Raw genomic sequence first — 16,542 nt, forward strand, 5'->3', positions numbered from 1 at the left:
CGTCTCAGAGAAGAATACGGTCTTGGGGAGATGGGGGAGATCGTTCCGCCATACGGAACCCAGATCCACGGGCGAAAATACCGCATCCACCAATCAACGACGCTCGAGACGGCCTAACGGGCGGGTCTTCGAGTTACCGCGTGACGTGAACCCGCCGGCCCGAACGGGAGATCGCGAAACGAATGTACGGTAATGCCGGACGACGTTGGCTTCGCAGAGCGACGGGGCGCTCGAGACGACTGATATGTCGCGAGGGTCCGCTTCGTCGAAAGAGACGTGGAAGCAAAGGTTTACGATAACCGAAACACTCTGAGCGTGTGATGGCAGGACGCGAACCAGCATACATAGCTGGGGCCTTCGAACATCCGACACGTGAAGCACCGAACAAATCGACGATGCAGTTACATGCGGAAGTCGCAAAAGGCGCACTCGCCGACGCGGGACTGACGAAAGACGACGTCAACGGTCTCTTTACGGCCGGCGTTCCCGAATATCGATCCGGTCTGTCTCCGCTCGTTATCGCCGACTATCTCGGGATGGACGCGTCGTACGTGGATACGACCGACTACGGCGGTTCGTCGTACGTCGCCCACGTCGGTCACGCGGTCAGCGCAATCCGGAACGGGAAGTGCGACGTCGCACTCGTCACGCTCGCCGGCCGGCCGCGCTCTCGCGGCCAGGCGACGGGGTCCGGGGCACGAGAGGTCCGAACCGTCCAGGACAGCTTCGAACGCATTTACGGTGCGACGAATATCACGATGTACGGCATGGCCGCACGACGGCACATGCACGAGTACGGCACGACGAGCGAACAGCTCGCCGAGATTCGCGTCGCGGCCTCGCAACACGCCCAGCACAACGAGCACGCGATGTTCCAGGACCCGGTCACCGTCGCGGACGTCGTCGAATCGCGGGTCGTGGCGGATCCGCTCCACCTGCTCGACTGCTGCGTGATCTCGGACGGCGGCGGGGCGTTGGTGCTCGTCTCCGAGGACGTTCGCGAAGACATAGACCGGGAAGCCGTCGAAGTACTCGGTCACGGCGAAGCACCCTCACACCACGACGCCGGACGGATCGACGTCACGCGTACCGGTGCCGAGTCGTCCGGTGAACGCGCCTTCGCGGAAGCCGGTCTCGGTCCCGAGGACATCGACTACGCGTCGATCTACGACTCCTTTACGATCACCGTCCTCGAGGCGATCGAGGATCTCGGGTTCTGCGAGAAGGGCGAGGGCGGCGAGTTCGTCGAGGGCGGCACGCTACAGGCGCCCGACGGGGACCTCCCGTTCAACACCGACGGCGGTGGCCTCTGCTCGAATCATCCCGCAAACAGGGGCGGGATGACCAAAGTGATCGAGGCGGTCCGGCAGCTCCGCGGCGAGGCGAATCCCGAAGTGCAAGTCGACGCCGACGTCGCACTCGCCCACGGAACCGGCGGAAGTATCGCGACCCGTCACGGTGCTGCGACCGTCGTTCTCGGGAGGGAAGGCCGATGACCTGGGAACCGCGTCCCGTTCCCGAAGTCAACCCGGAAACCGAGCGCTACTGGCAGGCCGCCGCGAGTGGCGACCTTCTCGTCCGGGAGTGTCCCGATTGCGGGCTGGTGTATCACTACCCGCGATCGCTCTGTCCCGACTGTTTCAGCGAGAACGTCGAGTGGCGCGAGACGACGGGTCGCGGAGAGGTGTACTCGTACTCGACCGCGCGAACGATGAGCGGCTGGCCGGAGGACGACCTCCCGCTCGTCGTCGCCTACGTGGAACTCGACGAGGGGCCGCGACTCATGACGAACGTCGATGCCGATCCCGAGGACGTCGCCGTCGGAACGCGCGTCGAAGTCCAGTTCGTCGACACCGAAGACGAGGACGTCTCGATACCCGTCTTCGCCCCAGTGGAGGACTGAGCCGCTCGCGTTCGAGGCGAGTATCGCATCGGGGCGATTCTCGAGCGGACCGCGTCGAACGGGTATACCACCGGGAGCCACGGCCGACAACCGCCCGACCGGCCGCCTCGATCGCCGGAACGTTTAATCGACCCGCGAGAGAGCGATAGACGAGGGACGAAAGATGCGAGATGCCACTCCCCCGGTGCTACGAGAGTTCGAAACGTGGTTGAGTCTGTTTACCGACGGTGAATTCCCGGACCGGCACAGATGGAAAGCGTGGTTCTGCGTCGCGGAGTACGAACTCGAGGACTTCGAGCGCGTCTCGGCGTTGCTCCGGGAGAACGACGCGACGGGAAGCTTCGCGTTTCTCGGCCGCGACGCCGAGGAGCAAGCTGATATCATCGAGACGCTCGACGACGACGGCCACGAGATTACGTTCCACTCCCACCGACACCACGCGTACGGGGACCTGTCGTACGAGTCCGCACACGATGCGATTACCACCGGAGTAGGGGCCATCGAGGACGCGACGGGAATCACGCCGAACGGGTTTTTCGTCCCGTTCCGCCGACTCAGCGAGGGCGCCGTTCGGGCCGTCGAGGACGCGGGATTCGAGTGGGTACTCGGACGGACGGAGCACGACGTGGAATCCGTCGAACTCGTGGAACCGGTCGGTCCGTTCGACACGAGGCTCCTGGAGGACCACTCGCCCGAAGAGGCGACGAACCGACTGCGGGAAAAAGCCGACGCTGGCGAGGCCCCATTTCTCTTCCATCCGCCGGTCCTCGAGTATCACGACGGGTGGTCGGCGTTCGAAGAGTGGATAGCCGCGGTCGAACCGGTCTCCGTCGGCGACCAACTCGACCGTGGCGGCACGGGAATCGTTCTCGATTGCGTCCGACCCGTGCGCGTCGAGTAACCGCCGCCGACCTCCAGTCACGGATCCGATATATACGTGACGCTGATAATATGTTTCGTCCGCCGACAGCGGTCGAGGACTCGCGATCCGTGACCGAACCTCGAGTGCGACTGCATCGACCGGCTATACCCGGTTTTGGGCGGAGCATTGACTCGATTCCTAACGTTTTTCTACGTAGAAGCAGTCCTCTCCGTGAGATGCCGACACAAACACGCGGGAAGTACTACGAGGAGTTAGACGTCGGAGACGTCTACGAACACCGGCCCGGTCGGACCGTTACCGAATTCGACAACACCCTGTGGTCGTTGCTGTCAGTAAACCTGCAGCCCCTCCACCTCGACGCCCACTTCTCGGAGGGAAGCGAATTCGGGCAACGACTGGTCAACAGCATGTTCACGCTCTCGACGGTCGTCGGGTTGCAGGTACACGACCTCACGCTCGGAACGACGGTCGGGAATCTCGGATTCGAGGAGATATCGTTCCCGCACCCCGTATTCATCGGGGATACGCTCTACGCGGAGACGGAGATCGTCGACAAGCGACTGAGCGAGTCGCGAGAGGACGACGGTATCGTGACCTTCGAGCACCGAGGCTACAATCAGGACGGTGAACTCGTCTGTGAGTGTACGCGGATCGGCCTCATGCACACCGAACCGGAGGACGAGTAACGATGCGTCCGATCCGTTCGATTCTTTACATTCCGGCGAACAACGAAGACTGGGTACACGAAGCGCCCGAGAAGTACGACGCGGACGCGTTCATCTTCGATCTCGAGGATTCCGTTCCGCCGAGCGAAAAAGAGGAGGCACGCGAAATCGTCGCCAATGCGTACGATCGGTGGGACACGGACAAAGCGATCACCGTTCGTATCAACGGCCCGGAAACGGGGCTGTTCGAAGCGGACCTCGACGCGGTCGTCCACGACCGACTGGACGCCGTGGTCGTCCCGAAACTCCCGCGAACGGAGGACGTAACGCGCACGGATCACGTCCTCTCGTATCTCGAGTCGCGGCGTGGAATCGAGAACCGGACCGAGATTATCGCGCTCCCCGAAACGCCCCAGGGATTCTACAACGCCCACGAACTGTGTAAAGCGAGCGATCGCGTCGCTGCGATCGTGGGCGGGACCAGCCGCGGTGCCGACGTCGAACGGGCGCTCGGCTGGGAGTGGACCCGAGAAGGAACCGAGAAGCTACACATGCTGTCGAAGGTCCTTCTCGACGGCAAGGCGGCGGGCGTCGAGCAATTTTTCGGCGGCGCGTGGACGAACGTCGAGGACGTCGAGGGGCTCAGAGAGGAAGCCACGCGGCTCCGATCGCTCGGATACACCGGATACCAGGTAATCCATCCGAGCCACGTCGAGCCCGTCAACGACATTTTCACGCCCGACGAGGACGACGTGGAGTTCTGGCAGCGGGTGATGGAAGAGATGGAAACGGCTGAAGTCGAGGAGTCCCGGGGTGCAGTCCGGTTCGAGGGAGAAATGATCGATATCGCCCACATAAAACGCGGTGAGGATATTCTGGAGCGGGCCCGCGCGTTCGATATGGTCGACTGACGCCGCGTCACCGGTGGCGGGCAGCAGCCGGTTTCAGTCCTCGCAACTGATTCGATCTCGCGAATCGATGATTCGCCGCGAGTCCCTCTTGATGGAACCAAAAACTGGCCAGTACAAATATATTACACGGTACCGTGTGTCGTGCCAACCATGCACCCCCCCGAAAACGTGCCCGAGTTCCTGTGTGAAGAAATCGAACAGATGGACGACGAGATCCGACTGGCCGTGGCCGCGTTTGCGGACCGCGGCGGCGCGGCCCCGGAACAGGTCCCCGACACGATCAGGTGGGCGTTCGCGGTTCAGGACGACGACGTCGTCGAACGAACGGGCGCATATGCGCAGCGACTCGCGGAAATGGACGACTCCGAAGAGACCGAGACGACCGAGGCCGACGAGACGGATTCGACGCCCGACGAGAGCGAGAACGGATCGGACGAGGCCGGGTCCGGCCTCTTCAGTGGTGGATTCTGATGGCCGCCTAGACCCGCACGGCGGCCTCGCGAATTCCGACGTGCGAACCGACCACGAGAACCGACAGACGACGATCACACTGCCGCCCGGTCGAGTCGACCCGGGCGGTGCCGGGGGAGGTCGACGGTTCGAGACGCTGCCTGTCGTCGATTTTCGAGCGCCGACTCGATACCCGTACCAGCCGACCGATGGTTTCAGGCTGGCAGTCAGTTTCAGACGGTCACCGGCCACACGCACCTCAACTCGGTCACCGGCCACACGCGTCGGTTTCGGACCGCGACGGCGACCGAGGAAGACGAGGAGGGAACCGGCCGCGCAGTCGGTCGCTCACCAGTCCGGTTTTCGGCCCTCGATGTACGCGCGGAGGCCTTCCTGTGCGTCGTCCGTCTCGACGATGTTGCAAATCGTCTCGACGACGTTTTCGATGTTGCGTCGATAATCGAGGTCCTGCGAGCGCATATAGGAGTCTCGAGCGAGTTCCATGACGAGCGGAGATTTCTCGTTGAACGACGCCGCCAGTTCGCGTGCGGTCTCGACGACCTCGTCCTGCGGGACGACGTGATTGATGATACCCCTGTCGGCCGCCTCCTGAGCGTCCATGGGATCACCCGTGAACAGTAATTCGAACGCTTTGTGTCGGCCGATCTGTCGCGGCAGGTGGACGAAATGCATCGCCGGAATGAGTCCGACGTCGATCTCGGGGTACCCGATCGACGCCGAGGCGCTGCCGACGATCACGTCGCACGAGACCGCCAACGTCACCCCCGCTGCCCGCGCCGGTCCGGTGAGTGCGGCGATCGTCGGCTTCCCCATCCGGTATTGCAGATCGTGCATATCGAAGTACAGCGTCTCGAGGAATCGTCGCAGTTCGAGGCCGGAGCCGCCTTCCATCATGTCGAGGTCCATCCCACCGCTGAACGCCCGATCGAACGCGCTCGTCAAGATAATCGACCGGACGGAATCGTCGTCGGCCGCCAGCCGATACGCGTCGTTGATCTCCTCGATGAGGTCGTAGTTGATCGCGTTGACCGGTTCGCGATGCATCGTTAGTCGGCCGTCCGGTCCGTCACGTCGTAGTCGATGAGGTCGAAGGACATCACTCGAGGTACAGCGAATCGGTCCGTAAGTGTTTTGTTGTGCGGTAGCAAGTGGCATCGTCGAAGTTACCGACCGCTAATCGGATCACCGGTCGTGGTCCCGTGGGAGCAGTTGGCAGGTAACACAAGCGTGATATAGGTACGTAGGATAGCCCCCGTCATGGCAGTGGGCTTGATGCTACCGACGTACCTCGACCGTGAGGAGCGACTGACACTCGCCGAGTCGGCGGACGACCTCGGTGTCGACGCGGTTTTCACGGGCGAGTCAGCGAGTTCGAACCTGTTCATCGACCTGACCTGGATCGCGTCCCGGACGTCGACCGTCACGATCGGGGCGGGAATAGCCAACGTGTTCTCGCGCTCGCCGAGCCTCATCGCACTCAGTGCAGCGGAACTCGACGGGATTTCCGACGGCCGCGTGATCCTCGGGCTCGGCTCGAGTACGCCGCCGCTGATCGAAGGCCTCCACGGCGTGCCGTTCGAACGACCGGTGTCCCGGACGGCCGAGTACATCGACATCATCCGAGCGGGATGGACGGGCGATCGCCTCGAGTACGATGGCGACTTCTATTCGCCGTCCGGCGGTAAATTGCTCGAGACGCCGATCCAGGACGACATTCCGATCGCGGTCGCCGCGCTCGGGCCGGCGAACCGTCGATTGACCGGCGCGAAAGGCGACGTCTGGCTGCCACACCTGGTTCCGAAGAGCGTCCTCGGTGAGCTGGCTGCAGACGTCTACGACGCCGCTCGAGATCGCGGGCGGGCGGCAGACGGGATCGACGTGGACGCGTACGTTCCGACGGCCATCGACGAGGACGCGGACGCGGCCTACGATCGCGTGCGGAGACACGTCGCTACCTACGCTGGGTCGGCGGAACCGTACCGCGACGCGATCGCCGACGCTGGCTACGGGAGCATCATGGACGTCCATCGGGCGTGGCAAGACGGCGATCGGGATGGCGCGGCGGAGTTGGTCACCGACGAACTGGTCGAAGACATCGGCCTCGTTGGGACGCCCAGCGATGCGCCGGCTGCACTCTCGCGCTGGCGGGACGCCGGCGCGGACATGGTCGTGATGAACTTCGCGCCGGGGACGAGCGTCGACGATATCCGCACCGCACTGGCCGCCGTCTCGTAGACGGCGCGTCTCCGGGCTCGAGTCAGTCGGCCGAGGTCCGACGAACACGCCGTGTGCTCGGCCGACGAATACCGAACGCACCCAGGTACGACCGAACCGGAACGAGCTCCGGTCCGATTCGACGGTGCGTTCAGTGATCGCCCGTTTCGGCGACCGCACCCGCCTCGAGGAGCGTCTCGATCTCGGCGTCGGAATAGCCGAGTTCGTCGAGCAGTTCCGCCGTGTTCGCGCCGAGGTACGGCGCGGGCGTCTTCTCGTCGGGGCTGAACCGCTCGAAGTCGAGCGGGAGGTTGATCTGCCGAACGGACTCACCCGAACGTCGATCGCCGTCCCCGCCGACGTCGATCTCGTCGAACAGGCCTCGCGCTTCGAGGTGTGGATCAGCGAAGAGGTCCTCGTAGTCGTTGACGGGCCCCGCCGGGACGTCGTACTCCTCGAACCGCTCGAGCCACGCCGCCCGCGGCCGCTCGGCCAATCGGTCGGCGAACGCGTCGACGATCTCCGTCCGGAGGGAGTCGGGAAGCTCACCGTTCGGGCCGATGTGGTCGTCCGCGTATTCGGGGAGTTCCAGCGCCTCGCAGAGGTTTTCCCAGAAGTGCTCCTCGAGCGCGCCGAGCGTGATCGCCTTCCCGTCGCCGGTCTCGTAAACCCGGTAGCCGGGGTGGGATCCGGTCAGGGTCGTCCGGCCGCGACGCGGGATTTCGCCGCGTCCCTCGTACCGGTCCAGATAGACCATCGAGAACGACGCGACGGCGTCGGTCATGCTGACGTCGATGTGGTCGCCACCGGAGCCGCCGCGAACGCCGGCGAGGGCGGTCGCAATGGCGAAGGCGGCGTACATGCCCCCGGCAAAGTCCGCGATCGGGTATCCCGGAATGGTCGGCGGTCCGTCTCGGTCGCCCGTAAGCCCCAGCAATCCGGCGACTCCGATGTAGTTGAGGTCGTGGCCGGATCGAGCGACGTACGGTCCGTCCTGGCCGTAGCCGGATATCGAACAGTAGATCACGTCTTCGTTCACGTCGCGAACGTCGTCGTATCCGACGCCGAGTCTATCGACGACGCCCGGACGAAAGGACTCGACGACGACGTCGGCGGTCCGTGCGAGATCGAGAAAGGCGTCCCGTCCGCCCTCGTGCTTGAGATTTATCGCGATGCTCTTTTTGTTTCGATGGCGGGTCAACAGCGTGAAACTGCGGCCGTCGATCGACGGTTCGCGGGGTCGTACCGGATCGCCGGTACCCGGCCGTTCGACTTTGATAACCTCGGCGCCGAGGTCGGCGAGCATCGTGGTCGCGTAGGGTCCCGGAAGCAGTTGCGTGAGATCGAGGATGCGCACGCCGTCGAGAAACGGTTGCATGCTACCACGATGCGCACCCACCGTGAAATCTATTCGGTTCGCGCGGGCGGCGGACGAAGATCGAAGCCCGAAAACGTCATTGGGGCCCGGGTTATCGTCGGTGTATGGGCTTTCTGAACGGAATCGACGTGGTCGACCTGACCCAGATGGTGTCGGGGCCGGTCGCGACGATGCATCTCGGTGACATGGGTGCAGACGTGGTAAAGATCGAACGACCGGAGACCGGGGACATTTCGCGAGGCCTCCCGCCGTTCGTCGACGGAACGAGTTCCCAGTTCGTGGCGCTCAATCGAAACAAGCGCTCCGTCGAAGTCGACCTCCGATCGGATCGGGGACAGGACCTCGTGCTCGAACTCCTCGAGGAGGCGGACGTGTTCGTCGAGAACTACAAGGCGGGAACCGTCGACGAATTCGGCCTCGACTACGACACCGTGGCGGCGAGGAATCCGGATCTCGTGTACTGTTCGATCAAGGGGTTCGCGTCCGACTCGATATACGAGGACAATCCCGCGTACGATATGGTCGCCCAGGCGATGAGCGGCACGATGAGTATCAACGGTCAACCGGACGGCCCGCCGACGTACACGTCCACTCCGATATCGGATATCGCGGCCTCCATGTACGCCGTCCAGGCGATCACCGGCGCGCTGTACGATCGAGACGTGAACGACGCTTCGGGGGAGTACATCGAAGTGTCGATGCTCAACTGCATCATGTCCTGGCTCGGGATCCGTGCGACGGCCAGCGGGGTGAAAGACGAACCGTACCCTCGCGTCGGGAACAGACACTCGGCCGTGGCGCCGTACAAAGTGTACGAGACGGCCGACTCGTACGTCGTCGTCGCCGTCGCGAGCCAGGGGCTCTGGCCCAAGTTCTGTCGCGCGATCGATCGAGAGGACCTGATCGCCGACCCGCGATTCGAGACGAGCGCCGATCGGTCGGCGAACATGGACGCACTGTACGACATCACGGACGACATCATGCGCCAGAAAACGACGGCGGAGTGGTTCGACATCTTACAGGAACACGGCGTGCCGTCGGGCCCCGTCCGGAACACCATCGAGGCACTCGAGGACGAGTACACCGGACAGCAGGGCCTCGTTCAGGAGCTCTCGACCGACGACTGCGACGACACGGTTCCGGTGATCCGCTATCCGGTCGACTTCGGAACGTTCGAGGCGCCGGTCACCGATCCGCGTCCGCTCGGTGCCGACACGTATCGCTCGCTGCGCGAACTCGGCTACGACGATGCCGAAATCGAGTCGTTACGCGAGCTGGGAGTCGTCGGATAATCGGAGACCCGGACGTCGAAACAGGGGAAACCGTCCCGCTGCAGCACGAGTCGACGAACGTCCCGTGGTCGGTCATCGGATTCGTGGACGGGGCCGGTTCCATCGATCCGGTCGCGGTGGTTCGCGATGCTGCTCAAATTTTTATAGTAACTGGTCCAAGACGTCGTATGGACGGAAAGTACTACGAGGACTTCACAGTCGGAGAGACGTACACGTCGTCGTGGCGATACATCTCCGAGTCGGATCTCAGGCAATTTCTGGCACTCACCGGGCTGCAGGAACCGCTCTTCGAGAGTCGCCAGTTTCTCGAGTCCGAAACGGATCACGAAACGTGGATCGTCCCCGGCTATCTGACGCTCTCGTACTCGCTCGGGCTGTTCTCCCGGTCGGGATGGATCGAAGGAACGGGTCTCGCGATGCTCGGCGCGGACTCGCTCGAGTTCACGAACCCGGTTTCGGTCGGCGACGAAATTCGAACGCACGTCGAGGTCGCGGACACCTCCCCCACGAGTAGCGACCGCGGCGGCGTCGTCGTTCTCGATTGGATCGTTCTCACCCACGACGACGACGTCGTCATCGAGATGACCTCGTCACACTTTATCAAGAAACGCGAGTGATCCGTCGAGACTGACTGATACCTCGAATCCGGTCCGATGACCGTTCGAGCGCCTCGGTATCGGCGCTGGCTCGAGTCCGCTGGGACAGCGACGGGCCGTGGACCGAACCCGGTTCCGCCGACGGGGGAGTCGGCACGGAGACGAGCGACCGGACGCGATACGCTCGTTTTACGAACGCCGTTGCATCCGACCACACGCGTTCGTTTCGGCACTCGGACACGTCTCTCGGAAGGTTTATTCGCATCTTCGATGATCGTATTGACGTGAAATTTGACGCAAACGTTGCCTCCCCGTCCGTCACGGAGGCAGACGAACTCGCGACGGCGGCAGAGGAAGTCGGATTCGACGGTGCGTGGGTCACCGAAACGACGCACTCGCCGGTTACGTTGACGACGCAACTGGCGAACGGAAGCGATCGAATGGATCTCGGAACGGCCATCACGGTCGCGTTCCCCCGCAGCCCGATGGTGACCGCCTACACGGCGTGGGACCTGCAAACGCTTTCCGACGGCCGATTCCTGCTGGGGCTCGGAACGCAGGTCAAGGGCCACATCGAACGTCGGTTCAGCGTCGACTGGGATTCGCCGGGTCCGCGACTCCGGGAGTACGTCGAGGTGCTTCGCGAAATCTGGGCGTCGTGGGAAGCGGACCGTCACCCCCAGTACGACGGCGATTTCTACTCGATCTCGCTCTGCCCGGCGGACTGGCGCCCGGAGCCGATCGACCAGCCCCGCGTTCCGGTCTACATCGCCGGCGTCAATTCGTACAACGTCAGGCTCGCCGGGGAGCTCTGCGATGGATTACACGTCCATCCGCTCAATTCACCGGCGTACATCGAACAGGAGGTCGTCCCCGATATCGAAGTCGGCGCGGCGCGGGGCGATCGCGATCCGGACGACGTAACGCTCGTGACGAACGTGTTCGCGATCACCGGCGAGACCGACGCGGAACGCGAGGAGGCGCGCGAGGAGATCCGGCGGCAGATCGCGTTTTACGGATCGACGCGAACCTACAAACGAATCTTCGCGGTCCACGGCTGGGAGGACGTCTGTGACGACCTCCACGAACTGTCGGTCGAGGACCGCTGGAACGAGATGCCGGATCTCGTCACCGACGAAATGGTCGCGGCGTTCTCCGTCGAAGGGGCGTACGACGAGCTCCGGGACGAGATCGAAGAGCGGTACACGCACATCGATCGGATCTCGCTGTACGCACCGTACCGTGGCGAGGACCACTGGCACCGCGTCCTGTCACAGTAGCGCCAGGCGCGGGTGCCGGACGGGTCGAATCGAATTCTGGTTCTCGAATCCGGCGCGTGCAAAATGCCGTATCCGACGTTCGAGGCACCGACGTGTACGGGAGACCGCATCCGGCGCTCGAAGCGGGCCGTTCGCCGTCCTCGAGTGCCCCGCTCGGGCGGCGGTATCGGGCCAACGAAACAATATTACAATACGTTCGCGTACGTGTACGACGATGATGCGAATCGAGCAACTCCTCGAGTCGCGGGTAGAAAAGACGCCGGCGAAGCCGTTCGTGACGTTTCCGGACGAGGACGGTGCGACCGACGGAACGTTCGAGACGGTGGCCGAGAGATCGAAGCAGTACGCGAACGCGCTTTCGACGCTCGGTATCGAATCCGGTGACCGCGTCGGGGTGTTCCTCCCGAACCGCCCCGAATTCGTGTTCCTCCTGTTCGCAAGCGCCTATCTCGACAGCGTGACGGCCCCGGCGAACCCGGAGTACACGGCCTCCGAACTCGGACACTCGGTGGAACTCTCGCGACCGTCCGTTCTCGTGACGACGGCCGACTTACTCGAGGTCGCGGTCGAAGCGACGGCGGAGACGTCTGTGGAGCGAGTCGTGACCGTGGACCCCGTCGAGGGGTACGAGTCGTTACCCGCGGTGGCGGACGAGCAACCGGCGACGCGTCCGACGCACGACGGCGACGTCGAATCGATCGGCCTCCACATGTACACGTCGGGAACGACGGGCCCGCCGAAGGCCGTCGAGTGTCAGCACGAAAACTGGACGGTGAGCGCGGTCGATTTCCAGAAACGAATGGGCTTTACCGTCGCGGACACGCTGTTGACGGCGCTCCCGCTGTTTCACGCGAACGCACAGGTCTACTCGCTGCTCGGTGGCGCGGCGGCCGGTGCGGAGGTCGTAATCTACGAGCGGTTCTCCTCCTCGCGGTGGTGGGAGTGGTGTCGGGCCCACGACGTCACCGAGTTCAACGCGATGGGGAGCATGCTGAAGATGCTGGACAACCGACCCGAGTCCGACGACGACGCGGACAATCCCGTCGAACGGGTCTTTTCGGCGGGCACGCCGCCGGAACTCATCGAACCGTTCGAGGAGCGATTCGACCTCCAGGTCGTCGAAGGCTATTCCCTCACCGAAGATCCGTTGTTGATTCTGAATCCCGTAGACGAGGACAAGCGCCGTATCGGCAGTATCGGGCTCCCGCCCGCCGAGAAGCGAGTTCGGGTGGTCGACGACGATGGAGCCGAGGTGGCACGCGGCGAGCGCGGCGAAATCGTCCAGCAGTGTCCGGCGTTGATGGCCGGCTATCATCGCCAACCGGAGAAAACCGACGAGGCGATCGACGACGGCTGGTTCTACACGGGCGACTACGGGAAAATCGACGAGGACGGATTCGTGTACTTCCTGGATCGGAAGAAAGACATCGTCCGACGAGGGGGAGAGAACATCTCCTCGTACGAGGTCGAGGGCGTGATCAAGTCCCTCGACGCGGTCGACGAAGTCGCCGTCATTCCGAGCCCCGACGAGTTTTACACCGAGGTCGTCAAGGCGCTCGTCAGCGTCAAAGACGGTCGGAAGCTCACGGAAGCCGAAATAATCGATCGGTGCCGTGACGACCTCGCATCGTTCAAACTGCCGCGATACATCGAGTTCGTCGACGAGTTCCCCTACACGCCGACGGGCAAGATCCAGAAAGAAAAGCTCCGAACTCGCGAGACAGAGGAACGACCGGACCACTGGGCCCGCGACGCGGACGAGACCTGAAAGCCGGACGAGCCCCCCGAATCTCGCCGGCGAATGGCCGGGCGAGCGCGTTCGAATCGGCCGCGAGCCGAGTTCGCACCATCCGCGCCGGCGAGACCGGTGCGTCCAGCCCTCGCCGGGCGACAGCGTACTCACCGGCGCCCGTCTGCCGGGCCGTCACCGACGCTGACGGTCTCAACAGAGAACTTTTGTTCGACGGTGCGAATAGACACGCTATGCTCGAGTGGGACGATGCCACCGTCTATCAGGGAATAGCAGCGATCGCAGACCGACGGCCGGACCAAACGGCGCTCGTCTTCGAGGGGGATCGGACGAGCTACGCGGAGCTGATCGCGGAGAGCGACGCGCTCGCACACGCGCTGGCGGACGCCGGTGTGAGCGCCGGCGATCGGATCGCAGTCTGGTTGAGCAATCGCCCGGAGTGGATAACGACGCAACTGGCCGCGTCGTCTCTCGGGGCGGCGGTCGTCGCGGTCAACACGCGCTATCGCACGCACGAACTGGCGTACATGTTGGACGACTCCGGTTGCAAGCTGTTGCTCACCGAGGAGACGTTCCTCGGAGCCGATCACCTGAACATGCTTTCGGAGGTCGTTCCCGAAATCAGCGAGAGCGATCCGGAGTCGTTCTCGACCGAGCGCGACGGCGCGCTAAACCACGTGGTCGCCCTCGAGTCCCACCCGGACTATCCGGCGGTCCGGAGCTACGAGGCGTTCGTGGACGGCGGTCGAAGGGGCGAGGTGGGGCCGCCGGCCGACGATCCGACTGCGCCCGCAGCGGTGTTTTACACGAGCGGGACGACGAGCGATCCGAAGGGGTGTCTCCAGTCCAACCGCTCGCTCCTGAATCACTCGTACAACGTGGGGGAGTTCTTCGACATCTCGGCGGACGACGTCGCGCTCGGCGTCCTCCCGTTCTGTGGCATCTGGGGGTACAACATGTTTCTGAGCGCGCTGGCTCACGGCATCCCGCTGGTTCCACAGACTCACTTCGACCCCGAGCGGACCATCGAACTCGTCGAGACCCACGAGGTGACGTACATGTCGACGCTGGCGACGATGCTCCTGCGGATGATGCGCCACGACAGCTTCGATCCGGAGCGGGTCGCGTCGATGGAGTGCGGGGCGACCGGGTTCGTGACCATGGGATACGACGAAACCGTCTTCGAGGAGCTAGAGGAAGCGTTCGGCTTCCCGCTGGTCCAGCCCTACGGTCTCTCGGAAGGGAACAGTCAGATTTTCGTCGGGGACCCGTCGGCCCCCGCGGCGCAGCGAAAACGGGTCGGCGGGCCGCCGATCCATCCGGACATCGAGGTCCGTATCGCCGACCCCGAAACCAACGAGACGCTGCCACCCGGGGAAGACGGCGAAATCTGTCTCCGGGGATACAACCTGATGAACGAGTACCACGACAAACCCGAAAAAACGGCCGAGTGCATAGACGAGGGCGGCTGGTTTCACACCGGCGACCTGGGCGTTCGGGACGGCCACGGAAACTTCGTGTATCAATCTCGGCTCGACGACGCCCTCCGCGTTCGCGGATTCCTCGTCACGCCCAGGGACATCGAAACGGTCGTCGACGACCACCCCGCCGTCGAACTGTCGCAGGTCGTCGGCGCGCCCCACCCCAGACACGGGCAGGTGCCGGTCGCGTTCGTCAAGCGCAGCGAGCCCGATCTCGAGGTGGATGACCTCCGGACGTTCCTCGAGAATCGGGTCGCGGACTACAAAGTGCCGGAAGACGTCGAATTCGTGGACGAGTTCCCGAGATCGGAGGGGCCACACGGGGAGAAGATTCAGAAGATCGAACTCCGCGACCGCGTCGCGGATCGGTACCGAACCGAGTAGCGACGGGGGCCGGCCCGCGCGCCCGAACGAGCGAGGACCGACCGTCACGGTCCCGCGATGGCCGTCTCGAAACACCGTTCGGGGCGGTCGGCCGTCAGCAGCTTTACGTGGTTGCTCGCACCAGTTCTCGCTGATGTTCGAGAACGAAACCTGGATCGCGGAGACCGTCTCCGCCGCGAACGACGACGACGCGTTCGAACGAGCGGCGGAACACTTCGACGGGTCCATCGCAATGGAGATCGGCGACGAGACGGTCTGGCTGAAAGTGTACCGCGGGGAGATAATCGACACGGAACGGTACGTTCCGCAGTTCGGCGCGACATTTCGACTGGTCGGGAGCGAGGGGGCCTGGCACCGACTGGCCACGGGGGACCTGTCGTTCTCGCAGGCGCTGTACGAGACGGCGATCCGAACGCAGGGGAACAAACTCGAGGCGAATCGACTCCGCGACGCGATCGAGCTGTTCGTCCGACACCTCCAGGCGACGGCCGGCGAGCGCGGTCGGACGGAGGCGGACCGATGACCGAGCTGACCGGTCAGTACGCCGACGTGGACGGAACGCGCGTCTATTACGAGACGGCGGGCGATTCGGACGAACGGTCGGTCGTCCTGGTCCACACGGCGGGCGCCGACGGCCGGCAGTGGCGATACGTCGCGCCCGCGCTGGCCGACCGCGGGTATCACGTGATCGTCCCGGACCTCCCGGGCCACGGGAAGTCGTATCCGAGCGAGTGGGAGCCCCACACGAGCATCGGTCAACACGCCGATTCGGTCTGGGCGCTCACGGAGGAACTGGGGCTCGATCAGCCGGTCGTCGGCGGCTGTTCCATCGGCGGTGACGTGACGCTCGCCATCGCGGTCGATCACGCCGCCGATCTCACGGGGGCCGTCGCCATGGAAGGTGCGGGGAAAACGCGGGGCGCACAGTTGGGCCGCCTCTCTCACCCGCACGCGATTCCGGGGTGGCAGGACGTCCTCGAGTACTCGGTCGTCGATTCCACCGGCCCGGACTGCCCGCCGGCGTCTCGAACAGAACTCGCGTGGCAACACCGCGGCGCACAGGAAGTCGCCACGAACGACCTCCAGGGGTGGGCGGATTTCGACGTTCTCGACGAGCTTCATCGGGCGGACTGTCCCGTCATGCTGGTCCGCGGCGAGGCCGACTACTTCATCCAGGACGACGTCTTTTCCGAGACGGTCGAGGCGCTCCCCGACTGCGAACCGGTCGTCCTCGAGGGTGTCGGCCACTATCCGATGATGGAGCGACCCGACGAGGTGACGGAGCTGATGGACGAATTCATCGGCGACAGGTAGTCGCCCCCGCCTCCTTGCGG

General features: G+C 64.0%; 16 protein-coding genes. 14 read left to right on the plus strand and 2 right to left on the minus strand.

Going from position 1 to position 16,542, the window contains the following annotated elements:
* The first annotated feature begins 320 nt into the window (after positions 1-320).
* The 6 genes from NJT13_RS19600 (at position 321) to NJT13_RS19625 (ending at position 4,833) form a co-directional block, all read left to right on the plus strand.
* Positions 321-1,496 (plus strand): thiolase domain-containing protein, encoded by a 1,176-nt coding sequence (locus tag NJT13_RS19600; RefSeq protein ID WP_254525833.1) that lies wholly within the window; start codon positions 321-323, stop codon positions 1,494-1,496.
* Positions 1,493-1,903 carry a Zn-ribbon domain-containing OB-fold protein gene (locus NJT13_RS19605; protein WP_254525834.1) on the plus strand — a complete coding sequence of 137 codons (411 nt, stop codon included), beginning with the start codon at positions 1,493-1,495 and terminating at the stop codon, positions 1,901-1,903. Before NJT13_RS19600 ends, NJT13_RS19605 begins: the two co-directional genes overlap by 4 nt.
* Before the next feature lie 163 nt (positions 1,904-2,066).
* Positions 2,067-2,804: a polysaccharide deacetylase family protein gene (locus tag NJT13_RS19610; RefSeq protein WP_254525835.1), complete on the plus strand. Its 738-nt coding sequence runs from the start codon at positions 2,067-2,069 to the stop codon at positions 2,802-2,804.
* Positions 2,805-3,001: 197 nt separating this feature from the next.
* Positions 3,002-3,472 (plus strand): MaoC family dehydratase, encoded by a 471-nt coding sequence (locus tag NJT13_RS19615; RefSeq protein WP_254525836.1) that lies wholly within the window; start codon positions 3,002-3,004, stop codon positions 3,470-3,472.
* Between the two features lie 2 nt (positions 3,473-3,474).
* The gene (locus NJT13_RS19620; RefSeq protein WP_254525837.1) at positions 3,475-4,362 is read left to right on the plus strand and encodes an HpcH/HpaI aldolase/citrate lyase family protein; all 888 of its coding nucleotides are present in this window, start codon (positions 3,475-3,477) and stop codon (positions 4,360-4,362) included.
* A gap of 150 nt (positions 4,363-4,512) precedes the next feature.
* Positions 4,513-4,833, plus strand: a complete 321-nt coding sequence (locus NJT13_RS19625) for a hypothetical protein (protein ID WP_254525838.1) — start codon at positions 4,513-4,515, stop codon at positions 4,831-4,833.
* Between the two features lie 327 nt (positions 4,834-5,160).
* On the opposite strand, the gene NJT13_RS19630 is transcribed toward NJT13_RS19625, so the two are convergent.
* Positions 5,161-5,877, minus strand: coding sequence for an enoyl-CoA hydratase/isomerase family protein (locus NJT13_RS19630; protein ID WP_254525839.1), 717 nt, complete (start codon positions 5,875-5,877; stop codon positions 5,161-5,163).
* A gap of 213 nt (positions 5,878-6,090) precedes the next feature.
* Between NJT13_RS19630 and NJT13_RS19635 the strand changes: the two genes are divergently transcribed.
* The gene (locus NJT13_RS19635) at positions 6,091-7,068 is read left to right on the plus strand and encodes an LLM class flavin-dependent oxidoreductase (protein WP_254525841.1); all 978 of its coding nucleotides are present in this window, start codon (positions 6,091-6,093) and stop codon (positions 7,066-7,068) included.
* A gap of 130 nt (positions 7,069-7,198) precedes the next feature.
* Here the strand turns inward: NJT13_RS19635 and NJT13_RS19640 are convergent, their stop codons facing one another.
* Positions 7,199-8,425 (minus strand): CaiB/BaiF CoA transferase family protein, encoded by a 1,227-nt coding sequence (locus NJT13_RS19640; RefSeq protein WP_254525842.1) that lies wholly within the window; start codon positions 8,423-8,425, stop codon positions 7,199-7,201.
* 104 nt (positions 8,426-8,529) lie between these two features.
* Here NJT13_RS19640 and NJT13_RS19645 point away from each other — a divergent pair, with 104 nt between their 5' ends.
* The 7 genes from NJT13_RS19645 to NJT13_RS19675 all read left to right on the plus strand — a co-directional run bounded on the left by NJT13_RS19645 (position 8,530) and on the right by NJT13_RS19675 (position 16,522).
* A complete protein-coding gene (locus NJT13_RS19645) occupies positions 8,530-9,717 on the plus strand; it encodes a CaiB/BaiF CoA transferase family protein (RefSeq protein WP_254525843.1) in 1,188 nt (395 codons plus the stop codon).
* A 167-nt stretch (positions 9,718-9,884) separates the two neighbouring features.
* A complete protein-coding gene (locus NJT13_RS19650) occupies positions 9,885-10,334 on the plus strand; it encodes a MaoC family dehydratase (RefSeq protein WP_254525844.1) in 450 nt (149 codons plus the stop codon).
* A 263-nt stretch (positions 10,335-10,597) separates the two neighbouring features.
* Entirely contained in the window at positions 10,598-11,593 is a 996-nt protein-coding gene (locus tag NJT13_RS19655) for a TIGR03617 family F420-dependent LLM class oxidoreductase (RefSeq protein WP_254525845.1), read from the plus strand.
* A gap of 214 nt (positions 11,594-11,807) precedes the next feature.
* On the plus strand, positions 11,808-13,361 hold the full coding sequence (locus tag NJT13_RS19660) for a class I adenylate-forming enzyme family protein (RefSeq protein WP_254525847.1): 1,554 nt from the start codon (positions 11,808-11,810) through the stop codon (positions 13,359-13,361).
* 215 nt (positions 13,362-13,576) lie between these two features.
* Complete coding sequence (locus tag NJT13_RS19665) at positions 13,577-15,208, plus strand: class I adenylate-forming enzyme family protein (protein WP_254525848.1); 1,632 nt, start codon at positions 13,577-13,579, stop codon at positions 15,206-15,208.
* A 133-nt stretch (positions 15,209-15,341) separates the two neighbouring features.
* Complete coding sequence (locus tag NJT13_RS19670) at positions 15,342-15,731, plus strand: hypothetical protein (RefSeq protein ID WP_254525849.1); 390 nt, start codon at positions 15,342-15,344, stop codon at positions 15,729-15,731.
* Positions 15,728-16,522: an alpha/beta fold hydrolase gene (locus NJT13_RS19675; RefSeq protein WP_254525850.1), complete on the plus strand. Its 795-nt coding sequence runs from the start codon at positions 15,728-15,730 to the stop codon at positions 16,520-16,522. The genes NJT13_RS19670 and NJT13_RS19675 overlap by 4 nt, the downstream gene beginning before the upstream one ends.
* The last annotated feature ends 20 nt before the right edge of the window (positions 16,523-16,542 follow it).

This window comes from Natrinema caseinilyticum, from assembly GCF_024227435.1.
In the GTDB taxonomy this organism is placed as follows: domain Archaea; phylum Halobacteriota; class Halobacteria; order Halobacteriales; family Natrialbaceae; genus Natrinema; species Natrinema caseinilyticum.